We start from the raw sequence: 13,261 nt of genomic DNA, 5'->3' as shown, positions 1-13,261 counted from the left end.
CTCTGCTCTCTGCTCTCTGCCCTTCGTGTAGTCACATCGCGGCTATACGTCCTGATACGAGATATAAAAAAACCGGCACCTGAGTGCCGGTTTTGCATTGCGCACTTGCGCAGGAGCGGGGTTATACCACGCCCTGGGTGCGCAGGTAATCCTCGTAGGTGCCGCCGAAGTCGCGGATACCATCTTCGCTCAGCTCCAGGATGCGGGTCGCCAGAGAGGAGACGAATTCGCGGTCGTGGGAGACGAAGATCAGGGTGCCCTTGTACATCTCGAGGGCTAGGTTCAAGGATTCGATAGATTCCATGTCCAGGTGGTTGGTCGGCTCATCCATGATCAGGATGTTGGGGCGCTGCATCATCAGCTTGCCGAACAGCATGCGGCCCTGTTCACCACCGGAGAGCACCTTGACCGGCTTCTTGATGTCGTCCTGTGAGAAGAGCAGACGACCCAATACGGAGCGCACAGCCTGCTCGTCTTCGTTCTCCTGTTTCCATTGGGCCATCCAGTCGAACACGTTGAGATCAGTGTCGAAATCTTCGGCGTGATCCTGGGCGTAGTAACCGATCTGGGCGTTCTCGGACCACTTGATGGTGCCGGTATCCGGTGCCAGATCGCCGACCAGCGTCTTGATCAGAGTCGATTTACCGATACCGTTGGTACCCAGAATGGCGACCTTCTCACCTACTTCCAGCATCATGTTAAGGCCCTTGAACAGGGGCGCCTCGCCATAACCTTTGGACAGGCCTTCGATCTCCAGAATGTTGCGGTAGAGCTTCTTCTCCTGCTCGAAGCGGATGAAGGGGTTCTGACGGCTGGATACCTTCACTTCCTCAATCTTGATCTTGTCGATCTGCTTGAGGCGGGAGGTCGCCTGGCTGGACTTGGAGGCGTTGGCACTGAAACGGGAGACGAAGGATTGCAGATCGGCGATCTGGGCCTTCTTCTTGGCGTTGTCTGCCAGCAGACGCTCGCGCGCCTGAGTGGCGGCCAGCATGTAGTCATCGTAGTTGCCCGGATAAACGCGCAGCTCGCCGTAGTCCAGATCCGCCATATGGGTACAGACGGAGTTAAGGAAGTGACGGTCGTGAGAGATGATGATCATGGTGCTTTCACGTTCGTTGAGCACCTGCTCCAGCCAGCGAATGGTGTTGATATCCAGGTTGTTGGTCGGTTCGTCCAGCAGCAGGATGTCAGGGTTGGAGAACAGCGCCTGTGCCAGCAGCACACGCAGTTTCCAGCCAGGGGCTACTTCGCTCATCGGGCCGTTGTGCTGCTCGATGGGAATACCGGCACCCAGTAGCAGTTCGCCTGCGCGAGATTCGGCGGTATAGCCGTCATACTCGGCGACCAGACCTTCCAGCTCGGCGGCCTTCATGTAGTCGTCGTCGGTCGCTTCGAGGTTGGCGTAGATGGCATCGCGCTCGGCGATGGCCGCCCACAGCTCGGTGTGACCCATCATGACCACGTCCAGTACACGCATATCTTCGTAGGCGAACTGATCCTGACGCAGCTTACCGATGCGCTCGTTGACGTCCAGGCTCACATTACCGCCAGTGGGCTCCAGATCACCGCCGAGGATCTTCATAAAGGTGGACTTGCCACAGCCGTTGGCGCCGATAAGGCCATAGCGGTTGCCGCCGCCAAACTTGACGTTGATGTTCTCAAACAGCGGCTTGGCGCCGAACTGCATGGTGATGTTGTTGCTACTTAACAAGGTATGTGTCCCGATTGGTCTGTCAAATGGCGCGCATTATGGCACAGATCCCCCGAAAGTTTTAGCGAGAAGTGTGATCTTGATCGGGGCAAGCGGGGCGTGCAGCCGATTGATGGGCAATAAAAAAAGCCGGCACGAGGCCGGCTTGGTAGTGAGATTGACTCATCAGTGGGAGGTGGCGCCAGAGGCACCCAGCCCGGTCTGGGAGCGAACGAACTGCGGCAGGAACTTGGCATGTTCGTCGGCTGCGTTCTGGGAGCTGTCGGTGATGGAGAAGAACCAGATCCCGACGAAGGCCAACCCCATGGAGAAGAGGGCAGGGTATTCGTAGGGGAAGATGGCCTGGGCATGGCCCAGCACTTTCACCCACACGGTCGGGCCCAGGATCATCAGGGTTACGGCGCTCACCAGTCCCAGCCAGCCACCATAGACGGCGCCACGAGTGGTCAGGCGTGACCAGAACATGGAGAGGAAGAGTACCGGGAAGTTGCAGCTGGCGGCGATGGAGAAGGCCAGACCCACCATGAAAGCGATGTTCTGCTTCTCGAACAGGATCCCCAGACCAATGGCAACCACACCCAGCACCAGAGTCGTCATCTTGGAGACACGCAGTTCATCGGTCTCGTTAGCCTTGCCCTTCTTCAACACGCTGGCATAGAGGTCATGGGAGACCGCAGAGGCTCCGGCCAGGGTCAATCCGGCAACTACCGCCAGAATGGTGGCAAATGCCACGGCGGAGATGAAGCCGAGGAACAGGCTGCCACCGACCGCATTGGCCAGATGGACTGCCGCCATGTTGGTGCCGCCCAGCAGGGCGCCGGTGGCGTCCTTGAAGGCCGGGTTGGTGCTTACCAGCAAGATGGCGCCAAAGCCGATGATGAAGGTGAGGATGTAGAAGTAGCCGATAAAGCCGGTGGCGTAGAACACAGATTTACGCGCCTCTTTGGCATCGCTCACGGTGAAGAAACGCATCAGGATATGGGGCAGGCCAGCGGTACCGAACATCAATGCCAGACCGAGCGAGATAGCGGAGATGGGGTCAGCAACCAGGCCACCCGGGCTCATGATGGCGATCCCTTTCTCGTGTACCTTGACCGCTTCGCTAAACAGGGCGCCGATATCGAAGTTGACCGATTTCATGACCATGATAGCCATGAAGCTGGCACCGGAGAGCAGCATCACTGCCTTGATGATCTGCACCCAGGTGGTGGCCAGCATGCCGCCAAACAGCACGTAGAGCACCATCAGGATACCGACCAGCACCACGGCCACATGGTATTGCAGGCCAAACAGCAGCTCGATCAGCTTGCCGGCACCGACCATCTGGGCGATCAGGTAGAGGGCAACCACCACCAGCGAACCACAGGCGGAGAGGGTGCGCACTGCAGTCTGCTTGAGACGATAGGAGGCGACATCGGCGAAGGTGTATTTGCCGAGGTTGCGCAGCCGCTCGGCGATCAGGAACAGAATGATGGGCCAGCCCACCAGAAAACCGATGGAGTAAATCAGGCCATCGTAGCCGGAGGTGTAGACCAGCGCGGAGATCCCGAGGAAGGAGGCGGCGGACATATAGTCACCGGCGATGGCCAGACCGTTCTGGAAGCCGGTGATACGGCCACCGGCCGCATAGTAGTCAGAAGCCGAGCGGTTGCGCTTGGAGGCCCAGTAGGTGATGAACAGGGTGGCGGCCACAAAGACTACGAACATCACGATGGCCGATACATTGAGGGGTTGGCGTTGTACCTCGCCGGTCAGCGCATCCGCTGCCAGCAGGGGGGAGGAGGCCAGTGAGGCCAACAGCAGCCACTTGCCTTTCATGCTTTTTGCGCTCATGACTGCACTCCCTTGAGGATTTTCTGATTCAGCTCGTCAAACTCGCCGTTGGCCCGAAACACATAGATGCCGGTCAATACGAAGGAGGAGAGGATCAGTCCCACCCCGACCGGAATGCCACGGGTGACGGTGGTGCTGTCGCTGAGCGGGGTGCCGAGCCAACCGGGGGCAAAGGCGATGAGCAGAATAAACGCCAGGTAGAGTCCCAGCATCAGAGCCGAGAGGGCCCAGGCAAAACGCTGGCGCTTGGCGACCAGCTCCTGGAAGTTGGGATCTTGCTGGATCCTCAGATAGCTTTGCTGTTCCATTGCAGTTCTCCATGACATGAGTGTCAGCGGTGGATGGGGTAACCCCGACGAGCAGGCAATCTGCTCATGTAAGAAAAATGTGAATTAAATGTTATTTCTCGACAATTAGACTTTGGGATAAGCCAGTGGCGAGCCGCAGGTCAGGCGCAGGTAGATGAGCGCGGCCGTGGTGGCATCGGCAAGGGCATCGTGGGCGGGCAGGGATGGCAGTTCAAGGTGGCTGCAGATGGCACTCAAATGGAGGTCAATCGCAGCATCGGGGTAGCGGCGATAGAGGTGGTCATGATAAAGCTGGCTCACCTCGATCCCTCGTTGGGGCAGGGTCAATTCCCACAATTTCTGGCAGGCGAGATTGAGAATGCGCAGGTCGTAGGCGACGTGATAGCCCACCAGTTCACGGGGGCCGATAAAGTGAAGCAGCAGGCGCAGCGCGGCTTCCAGCGTCATCCCCTGTTGCAGATCCTGATGGCGCAGACCGTGGATCACTACCGATTGGCCGGTCAGGCTGGCCGGTGGCTGCACCTTGATGGCGAGGGCCTCGCCGGTCAGCAGCCGGTTGCCCTGAATGCGCACCGCGCCGATGGAGACGATCTCGGCCTGCTCGGGATCGAGACTGGTGGTCTCGAAATCGAGGGCGACCTGTTCATCTTTCGGTGGGGTGGCAAAGAGCGGCGCGAACTCGCCCGTTCGGAACGCACGGCCATACCAGTAGCGTCGAACGCGGTTCAACATGGCTATTGTCTCAGACGAAAGTGCAAGGTGAGCCACTGCTGGAACTTCTTCACCTGATGCAGCGCCTGGCGCAGCAGATCCCGCTCGCTGTGGCTGAGCTCGCTTGTCTGCACCCGACTATTGCCTCCCTTTAGCTGGCTGCGCAGCCTCAGCCGGATAAAGAGCCGGAACGCCTCCGCCAGATTGCTGCCATAGTCGGCACTGAGCCGATCGGCGGCCACCAGTGCGTCGATACGCCCCAGAGTCGAGGTCTCCAGAATGCCTGCCTCAAGGGCCAACATGCGGATACCGTGCACCAGCGGGAACAGGCCGCCCCGCTTCAGATCCAGCCCTTCCGGTGGCTGCTCCAGCCGGCCAAACAGGGTGAGGGGGGCATGAAAGGCCACTGCCGGTCGCACCATCTCCGCCAGCAGATCCCGTCTGTCCGCCAACTGCTCGCGCAGCGCTCTGGCAACCGGCAGATGGAGCTGTCGATCCCCCGCGATGGGGTGAGCATCGGCAAGGGTGGCGAGCCAGAGCAGCTCATCCTCCTTTGCCGTGGTGCTGGCGCTGGCAATGGCGCTTTGCCACTCGCTGCCTGTTTTTACCCAGGCCGGATTGTTCACCATGACTTGGCCGGGGCAGAGCGGGTAGCCGAGGCGCTCCAGCAGGGCGCTGAATTCGGCCAGATCGGCTGCCTGGGTGGGCCATGTCAGCCCCTCTGGCAGGATCAGGGCGTTGTCCTGATCGGTTTTGAGGATCTGCTCGCCACGCCCCTCCGAGCCCAGCATCAGCAGGCAAACCTTATCCTGCACCTCGGGGGGGATCACCAGCGCAAAGGCTTTGGCGATCAGCTGCTCGTTGATGGTGGCGATGAGCTTCATCAAAAAGGCGGTGTGGATCCCCTGGGCAAACAGGGAGCGGGTCAATTGCTGCTGCTCGCGGGCCACCGCCTCCAGCGCCGGCAGGCTGTCGGCGCGGGCGATACGCAACGTTAGCACGTGGGAGTGGGTCGAGAAGAGCCCCAGCACCTGAGTCAGTTGCAGGATCCCCGCCACCTCATTGCCGCGCCACACCACCAGTCGCTTGATGCGATGGCGGGTCATCAGCAGCAGGGCATCAAACAGATAGCTCTCCAGCGGCAGACCAATCAGGGGCGTGGGGGTCAGCACCGAGAGGGGGGCCGTCAGCGGCAATCCCTTGAGGGTCAGGGCGTGGAGCAAGGTCTTGCGGGTTGCCAGCGTGAGAGAGCCGTCGTGGGTCGGGTAGAGCAGGCAATCGGTTCCCTTGCTCACCATGGCTTCGGTCGCTGCGAGCAGTGACAGCTTGCTGTCGACGATAAGCGGTGCTTGCAGGTGGCCGGGTTCGATGCGGGTCAGGATAAATTCAGCCAGATTCTTCTGGCCCAGTTGCTCGCGTTGCTCCTGCTGGCGCTGACGTTCGGCCAGATTGGCGGTGAAGTAGCTGGCAAACTGCGGATCCTGTTCACAGAGCGACAGAAAGGTGTGGCGAGGAATGAGCTGGCAGAGGCTATCTTCCAGCGCGGTGAAGCGGTGGCGGCAGCGGCCGTCAAACTGGGCGCGCACATCGAACAGGTCATCGACCCCGTAATCACCAAACTGGTGGTGAGGGGCCGACTCTTCCACCGCCCCCTTGATGATGAGATAGAGGCCGGGAGGCTCGTCCCCCTCCTTGAGCAGCAGATCCCCAGCCCGAAAATAGCAGAGCGAGAGGTGGCGAGAGAGCCGCTCGCGCGCCTCCTCATCCAGTCGGTCGAACGGTGGTCTGGCAAAATTGAACAGGGTTGACATGACAGCGTCCTCTGCTGGCTTGCGGCACTCATGCAGCTCCCAGTGTGACAAAGGGAGGGGGAGGCGACCAGCCGACTTTAGTCTCAGCTGTACCGCCTGTTCACACTCTGATAACGTGGTGGTATGACCAGTGAGTCAGTTTCAGGGATCAAGGAGAGGACAAGGGAGATGGAAAAACCAAGGGTCAAGTGCGAGATCCATGACGGGATTGCCGAAGTGATGCTGACGCGGGGGGATAAACTCAATGCGCTGGACCGCGCCATGTTCAGCGCCATCGATGAGACGCTGACGCAACTCGCCCTGCACAAGGGGCTGCGGGCGGTGATCCTGCACGGCGAGGGGCGGGCCTTCTGCGCTGGGCTGGATGTGAAATCCATGCTGAGACAGCCGGTGGCGGCGCTCGATATTCTCAAGCGTGAAGCAGACGAGGCGACCAATCTGGCCCAGCGGGTCGCCTATGGCTGGCATCAGCTGCCTGTGCCGGTGATTGCGGTGACCCAGGGAGTCTGTTTTGGCGGTGGCTTGCAGATTGCGCTCGGGGCCGATTTTCGCTTCAGCACCCCCGATTGCCGCTTCTCGGTGATGGAGATCAAGTGGGGCATCATCCCCGATATGAGCGGCAGCGTTACCATGCGCAACCTGATGGGGCTGGATACCGCCATGGAGCTGGCCATGAGCGGGCGTGAACTGGATGCCGTCGAGGCCAAAGCTCTCGGGATGGTGAGCCGGGTCTGCGCCGATCCGCTGGTGGAGGCGCGCGAGTTTGCCCGCACCCTTATCACCAAATCGCCCGATGCACTGGCGGGGATCAAGCAGCTCTACAGCCAGGCCTGGGCCCGCAGTGACGAGGCGATGCTCAAAGAGGAGACCCGCCTGCAAAAGCAGATTTTGGGGCGACCCAATCAGTGGCGGGCCACCCTTAACAGCCTGTTTCGCTGGCGGCTGCCCTTCGGGCCGCGCCGCAATCCGCTCTGACTGAGAGTTGCACGAGCGATCTACGGTATGCCCGACTACTTGGGTGGCTTGCAGTCGGCGCGGCTTAACCAGGATGCCACCCTGTTTCGGCGCAAATACTTCCTCAACGGCGCCCACATGGGGTTCATCTTCTACGCCACCGACCCGAACATGGATGACGACACCGAGGAGGAGATGAAGGAGATGATTGCGAGCAGCAAGGGGGTGGGAAACTTTCGCTCCATGTTCGTTAACATCCTGGCCGGCATCATTCCGACCAATGGCGGGGGAGGGCTCGGGGATCCCGAGAAGTACGATGCCACCTATGCCCGCAACGAGGTGCTGCCGCTGTGTGAGCTTATCCAGGATGCCATCAACAGCGCGGGACTCCCGTCTCCCTGCGGGTCGATTTTCGGGAGAATATCGGTTCGGCTGTATAAACAAACAGTATTTGCTGTGGCAAGATAGGCTGTTGATTTGGATAAAAAAGGGGGCGTAATGCGGGTTTATTGCAAAGTGTGTGGCCAGCGGGGCCGCATTACCAAAACCCACCGACTGAATTGGTGTATAGATTGGCCCCTTGAAGATCCAGACACTTCGCCCCTCTTAACTTAAGAGGTAGTCTTGGAACTATGTTCAGTACTAGTCGCAACGAGAAGATGGTCGAAGTGTTAACAGGGGCTGAGCGCCGTCGACACCGGACTCCGCAGGAAATGATCTCCATCGTGCAGCAGACCTTTGAGCCCGGGATGACCGTCTCTCATGTCGCTCGCTTGCACGACGTCAACGCCAACCAGCTTTTCAAATGGCGTAAGCAATTCCAGGAAGGGTCTCTCACGGCGATCACCGCCGGTGAGGATGTTGTTCCAGCCTCCGAGTTGGCTGCTGCCATCAAGCAGATCCGAGACCTCCAGCGTCTGCTAGGGAAGAAGACCATGGAGAACGAGATCCTCAGAGACGCTGTGGAGTATGGTCGAGCAAAAAAATGGATTGCGCATGCGCCCTTGTTGCCGGGGGACGACGATTAAGTGCTGTGAGCCAGGCCCTTAATGTATCGCGTGCGCAGCTATCCGTTCGTGTTCATCGAAAACCAGGTTGGCAAGATGGTCGTCATCATCGCCTGTATGCTGATGCTGCCTTACTTGGCCGGATCATGGAGGCGATGGCTGAGCTTCCCTCCTATGGCTATCGTCGAGTCTGGGCGCTGTTACGGCGTCAGTCAGAGGCAACACGACAGCCTGTGGTAAACGCCAAACGGGTATATCGCGTCATGCGCGATCATGGACTGCTGCTGGAAAGAAAACCGGCTGCACCATTGACCCAGCGGGCACATAAGGGGCGTGTTGCCGTCAAGGAGAGCAATCGACGTTGGTGCTCAGATGGCTTCGAGTTTCGCTGCGATAACGGTGAAAAACTACGAGTCACGTTTGCCATGGACTGCAGTGACAGGGAAACCTTGGACTGGGCTGCCAGTACCGGGAGTTACGACAGAGCCACGGTGCAAGATGTCATGCTGAGGTCTGTTGAGCGTCGCTTCGGGGATGCGTTGCCGGCATCACCGGTGGAGTGGCTGACTGATAATGGCTCGGCGTATCGAGCTCATGAGACCCGCGCGTTTGCACGAGAGCTCTGGTTGGAGCCCAGAACGACTGCGGTGAGAAGCCCACAGAGCAACGGTATAGCGGAGAGCTTCGTGAAGACGATGAAGCGAGACTATATCGAGATGATGCCAAAACCGGATAGCCGAACAGCGGTAGGCAATTTTGCTATCGCGTTTGAGTATTATAACGAGCACCACCCGCACAGCGCCTTGGGATACCATTCACCCCGGGAATATCTGCGCAGTCGGGTATCACAACCCTAAGCGGGAAAAAGTGTCTGGATCTATGGGGTCAAATCCAGTGTAATAGGCTTATTTTAGGCTCTGCTATTCATGGTATCTATCATAGGAGACTGCCAGCCTCCTCACTAGCTGTATGAAGGTGACAAAAGTAATCGTCATTTGTTTTAGTTCGTTTGTGATGTTAATGACACCTTTCGCCCTGTTGATCATCACGATGATGTTGTCAGTGTCTCAATTGAAAGACTACACCATCAACTGATGGGCGTTTATTAATGATGTTTTTATGGTTAGACGCGAGGGAGCATACAGGGAAAGGAATGACTAATGAGGATGGCATTAGGAGTAAACATCTCAACAGCTATCATGATTGGAAATATAGTCACTTGTGGAAACGGCGCTGAAACAGCGCCTTGCTAATATCTCTATAAGCTTTGAAGCCAAGTCGTTTCATTATTTTTCAATTCAAAACAGCCTTATTGTGTTTGAAGCTGAGTTTCATTCTTCATTTGTCCTGCATGAGAATGTTTTTTTCAATGACTGTTATTTTCTTGGCCGAATTTATTATTGGCATTTCTATAAATTTGTATGTCATATATGAAATGACAATCAAAAAAGGAACCAACACAAAGAGGCTAAAAAATAATTTGGCTTCGGGTGATATATCTCCTAATAGTGGGAATATATAAATTCTAGCCGTATCAAAAACAACGCCGTGTAACAAGTATACAGGATAAGAAGCATCGCCCAAGAACTTAAAAATTTTCTCTGGAATAGACAGTCCTTCTGCATTTACGTTAAATGTAAAATATGATAAAGCAAGAATTACAATTGTAAAAAAGACTCTGTTCCATTCTGTTATGATGGAGATTTGATTTCCTGAGCCGGGAAGTAAAACAAAAAACAAAGCGCATGTGGCAATCATGATAATATGCCACTTGTTATTGATGCGACTACTGTGAGTCATTGATAAATACGCAATGCAAATTCCACCTGAAAATAATAGCGCTTGATTTAGTGGATCTATGTAATTAAACCATTCATCACCTATTGTTGCACCTGAATCTATAACAAAAAAACCATAATAAATATAGGTGCATAGTATTGCGATATTTGTTGTGGCGAAAAGATAGTTGTTTTTTATTGTAAGCATTAGTAATGGAAAAAACAAATAAAACGCAACTTCATTACCAATAGACCATCCACCTGTTACAAGGTATGCCTTTGGCTCAAGTATTCCAAAGGTAAGGGTCGCATTATAAATTATTCTAGAAAGTTCAAATGGTAAAAAAGGAGAGCCTGCAGATGATGATGCTACCGTTAGGAATATCAACCAGAACATTGCAATCCAATAAACAGGAGCGAGCCTTGCAAATCGCCTAATAAAAAAAGAAATTGTTGACTTAATTGTCCATGATGTACTCTTGTATGATATATACATAGACATACCGCTAACGATATAGAATATTGATACACCATAAATTCCAAGTCTTCCAAGGATTGTCTCTGATTGAGGTACGCCTATAGTCCATGAGGTAAAGTGATACAAAAGAATTGAAATGGCCATTAGCCCTCTTAAGTAGTCGATGGAATTGACTCGATTCATCATTGGCTCTCTGTGTGGTAAGTGCTAGTAAATAATCTTCCGTGTTGCTTACACGGGGCTTCATCTTCGTAGTCAATCAGACTGCTTTTACTATAATGAGGGAATAATTCTATTGTTCTATGGTTATCCGTGTCTACTGCATATAGGGCGTTTTTGTCGCAGAAAAGTCAGCTATTTGCAGTATGTAAACCATATGAGGTACCTGTTGTACTTGTTATGTCCGAGAAGCCCCTAGTTGTGTTGCCCCGTTGATGCTAGCCTATGAGCATCAACGGGGGCTGGAAAAACACCACTGGCGCAGACTCAACTTGATATGATAACGGGATGTTTTAGCAACTAGGGCTCTGCACTACAGCCACCGTCTTTGCCCACAACTGCCTGCAGCATGGCAAATTGAACCTGTGTCTAGTCCTGAAATAGGTTTACACATTTTCAGCCAGCATTTCTCTACTCAGAACCCCCTATGTACCGCATCGGGGGTTCTGTATTTCAACGCATAATGCGGCCGCTCCGTGTTGTGAATATCCACCGCTTCACGCACCATTTCCCGCGCTTGCATTAAATCCTGCGGGCTTTGCAACAATAACTCTCCTTTCAAAATCCCGTTCACCCGCTCCGCCAACGCATTCTGGTAACAGTCATACCCATCCGTCACCAGGCTCAGGTACAGTGGCCCGCTCCTGGCTGGCAGATAGGTGATATCTGCGACCCAGACCTGCTCCGGGGCCACCGGTGTGACCTGCTCTGGCCCCGCCTTGAGCAAGTTGGGATGACGGTAGAAACGGTGAAAACTGTGGGTGGTCTTGTGATACGCCCGTCTGGGCTGCACCAGCAGGCGGTGCTCGGCCAATATCCGAAACAGCCTGTCCCGCCCGACCTTGAGCCCGCCATCATCCTGACCCTGCAGCAGATAATGCAGCTTGCGAGTGCCGACCCGAGGTTGTCGCAGTCGAACCTGACGCACAAAGCGCACCACCTGTAGCCCTTGTGCATGGCGCTCGTCGGCGACCCGATTGCGCTTGTAGTAAGCCTGCCGGCTTATCCCCAGAAACAGGCAAGCCCTGACAATGGTCAACCTCTCGACTTGCCGCTGCGAGAGGACTTGCCGGGTCGCTTTTTTACGATGGAGACGCCGTAGTCATTCTTGAGTACATCGACGACGGCCTCAAAGAACTGGGCCTTCTGGCTCATCAGCGCCAGCTGTTGCTCGAGTTCCTTGATGCGCTGTTCGGGCGTCTGGTTGTCGGGGTCAGGCATGGTGATGCTCCTGCCGGCACGCACAGAAGCCCCCTGGCTCCAATCTTGCCGACCATGTTTACGCAACCATACCAGAACAGTGGAGCGGCCCTGAATGCCATAACGCACCTGAGCCTGTTTGTAGGTGAGCTCGCCTTTTTCAATCTGCTCGACCAGTGCCAGTTTAAAAGTCAGCGAGTAATCGCGCTGTGTCCGTTTCACACCTTGTCCCATCGGGTTCTCCATTTATTGGGGGGAAAGGTGTAAACCATATTCAGGATGGGACACTGATTTACCGGTCGGATGGTTCCACCCTTTTTTCGACGTAAATATTACTTCAACGGCGTCCACATGTGCTTCATCTTATACGCAACAGACCCAAACATGGACGACGACACCGAGGAAGAGATGATGAAGGAGATGATCGCGAGTCGCAAGGGGTAGGGAACTTTAGCTCCATGTTCAAAAAAATCCCCGATGGCACCAAGCTCATTTCTGTGGGGATATTACGGCCATCAAGGAGGGGACAGCTCAAAATGTGCTGGCTTCTCACAGTTTCCCCGTGGTTCTGGCCGGCATTATTCCGACCAATTGCGGGGGAGAGCATGGGGAGCCCGAGAAGTACGATGCCACCTAGTGCGAGAAACGAGGTGCTGCCGCTGTGCGAGCTTATCCAAGATGCCATCAACAGCGCGGGACTCTCTCGCTCCCTCTGGGGCTATTTTCAGGAGAATATCGGTTGGTCTGAGTAAACAAATAGTGTTTTCTGTGGCAAGATAGGCTGTTGATTTTGATAGAAAAGGGGGCGTAATGCGGGTTTATTGCAAAGTGTGTTGCAAGCGGGCCGCATTACCAAAACGAACCGACTGAGCGATGATGCCTCGGGTCTCTACTGCCAGTGCACCGATGCTGAGTGTCGCCACAGCTGGGTAGCCACCTTGTGTTCGCCCATACCCTAAGCTCTTCGGCCAAGACCACCAATTAGCTGGTGTTGAGCTTGATGGGATCACTCACACCAGAGGGGCAGCAGCTGGTACTGAAATGACTGTGGGCGCAATAGCGCCCACAGATAATCTGCCGCAACTCATACGCTTCTACCGACTAATGTAATCCAATGGATTAGTTGTAGCCGAACACTCAGTGCCTGTACCTATATGAACGGCGTTGTTTCCCAAATCGATGCAGTTTGAAGGGAACATACTGAGGACTTGGTGATCTGATCACCACTATCCTCTTCAAGTCTGCATC

The 13,261-nt window shown here is 55.3% G+C and carries 8 protein-coding genes and 4 pseudogenes; 5 read left to right on the top strand and 7 right to left on the bottom strand.

The window, feature by feature from the left end; genetic code table 11:
- Window positions 1–121: 121 nt before the first annotated feature.
- The 5 genes from BN1139_RS15060 to BN1139_RS15040 form a co-directional block, all read right to left on the bottom strand.
- Window positions 122–1,714: an ABC-F family ATPase gene (locus BN1139_RS15060; RefSeq protein ID WP_005351341.1), complete on the bottom strand. Its 1,593-nt coding sequence runs from the start codon at window positions 1,712–1,714 to the stop codon at window positions 122–124.
- A 165-nt stretch (window positions 1,715–1,879) separates the two neighbouring features.
- Window positions 1,880–3,532 (bottom strand): cation acetate symporter, encoded by a 1,653-nt coding sequence (locus BN1139_RS15055; protein WP_041202766.1) that lies wholly within the window; start codon window positions 3,530–3,532, stop codon window positions 1,880–1,882.
- A gap of 11 nt (window positions 3,533–3,543) precedes the next feature.
- Complete coding sequence (locus BN1139_RS15050; protein ID WP_005336970.1) at window positions 3,544–3,855, bottom strand: DUF485 domain-containing protein; 312 nt, start codon at window positions 3,853–3,855, stop codon at window positions 3,544–3,546.
- A 105-nt stretch (window positions 3,856–3,960) separates the two neighbouring features.
- Window positions 3,961–4,587 carry a 3'-5' exonuclease gene (locus BN1139_RS15045; RefSeq protein WP_005351345.1) on the bottom strand — a complete coding sequence of 209 codons (627 nt, stop codon included), beginning with the start codon at window positions 4,585–4,587 and terminating at the stop codon, window positions 3,961–3,963.
- Window positions 4,588–4,589: 2 nt separating this feature from the next.
- On the bottom strand, window positions 4,590–6,377 hold the full coding sequence (locus BN1139_RS15040; RefSeq protein ID WP_005351347.1) for a putative nucleotidyltransferase substrate binding domain-containing protein: 1,788 nt from the start codon (window positions 6,375–6,377) through the stop codon (window positions 4,590–4,592).
- 168 nt (window positions 6,378–6,545) lie between these two features.
- Here BN1139_RS15040 and BN1139_RS15035 point away from each other — a divergent pair, with 168 nt between their 5' ends.
- From BN1139_RS15035 to BN1139_RS15020, 3 genes and pseudogenes are all read left to right on the top strand, one after another.
- Window positions 6,546–7,352: a crotonase/enoyl-CoA hydratase family protein gene (locus tag BN1139_RS15035; RefSeq protein WP_005351348.1), complete on the top strand. Its 807-nt coding sequence runs from the start codon at window positions 6,546–6,548 to the stop codon at window positions 7,350–7,352.
- An 18-nt stretch (window positions 7,353–7,370) separates the two neighbouring features.
- Window positions 7,371–7,771 (top strand): annotated as a pseudogene (locus BN1139_RS15030) (phage portal family protein); the annotation flags it as partial.
- 219 nt (window positions 7,772–7,990) lie between these two features.
- A protein-coding gene (locus tag BN1139_RS15020) for an IS3-like element ISAve3 family transposase (RefSeq protein WP_085942154.1) occupies window positions 7,991–9,195 on the top strand; the annotation gives its coding sequence in 2 pieces (ribosomal slippage) (window positions 7,991–8,309 and window positions 8,309–9,195; 1,206 coding nt in all).
- Window positions 9,196–9,676: 481 nt separating this feature from the next.
- Here the strand turns inward: BN1139_RS15020 and BN1139_RS15015 are convergent.
- Both BN1139_RS15015 and BN1139_RS21050 read right to left on the bottom strand, forming a co-directional pair.
- Window positions 9,677–10,738 carry an acyltransferase family protein gene (locus BN1139_RS15015; RefSeq protein WP_232297607.1) on the bottom strand — a complete coding sequence of 354 codons (1,062 nt, stop codon included), beginning with the start codon at window positions 10,736–10,738 and terminating at the stop codon, window positions 9,677–9,679.
- 490 nt (window positions 10,739–11,228) lie between these two features.
- Window positions 11,229–12,247, bottom strand: a pseudogene (locus BN1139_RS21050) (IS3 family transposase).
- A gap of 84 nt (window positions 12,248–12,331) precedes the next feature.
- On the opposite strand from BN1139_RS21050, the pseudogene BN1139_RS21795 reads away from it, so the two are divergent.
- Window positions 12,332–12,765: pseudogene (locus BN1139_RS21795) on the top strand (phage portal family protein); the annotation flags it as partial.
- 58 nt (window positions 12,766–12,823) lie between these two features.
- Window positions 12,824–12,995: pseudogene (locus BN1139_RS21045) on the top strand (ogr/Delta-like zinc finger family protein); the annotation flags it as partial.
- Window positions 12,996–13,261 lie beyond the last annotated feature (266 nt).

The sequence above is a fragment of the Aeromonas veronii bv. veronii genome (assembly GCF_000820225.1).
GTDB lineage: Bacteria > Pseudomonadota > Gammaproteobacteria > Enterobacterales > Aeromonadaceae > Aeromonas > Aeromonas veronii.
The sequence above is the reverse complement of the archived record's forward strand: the minus strand, read 5'-3'. Positions and strand labels throughout refer to the sequence as shown.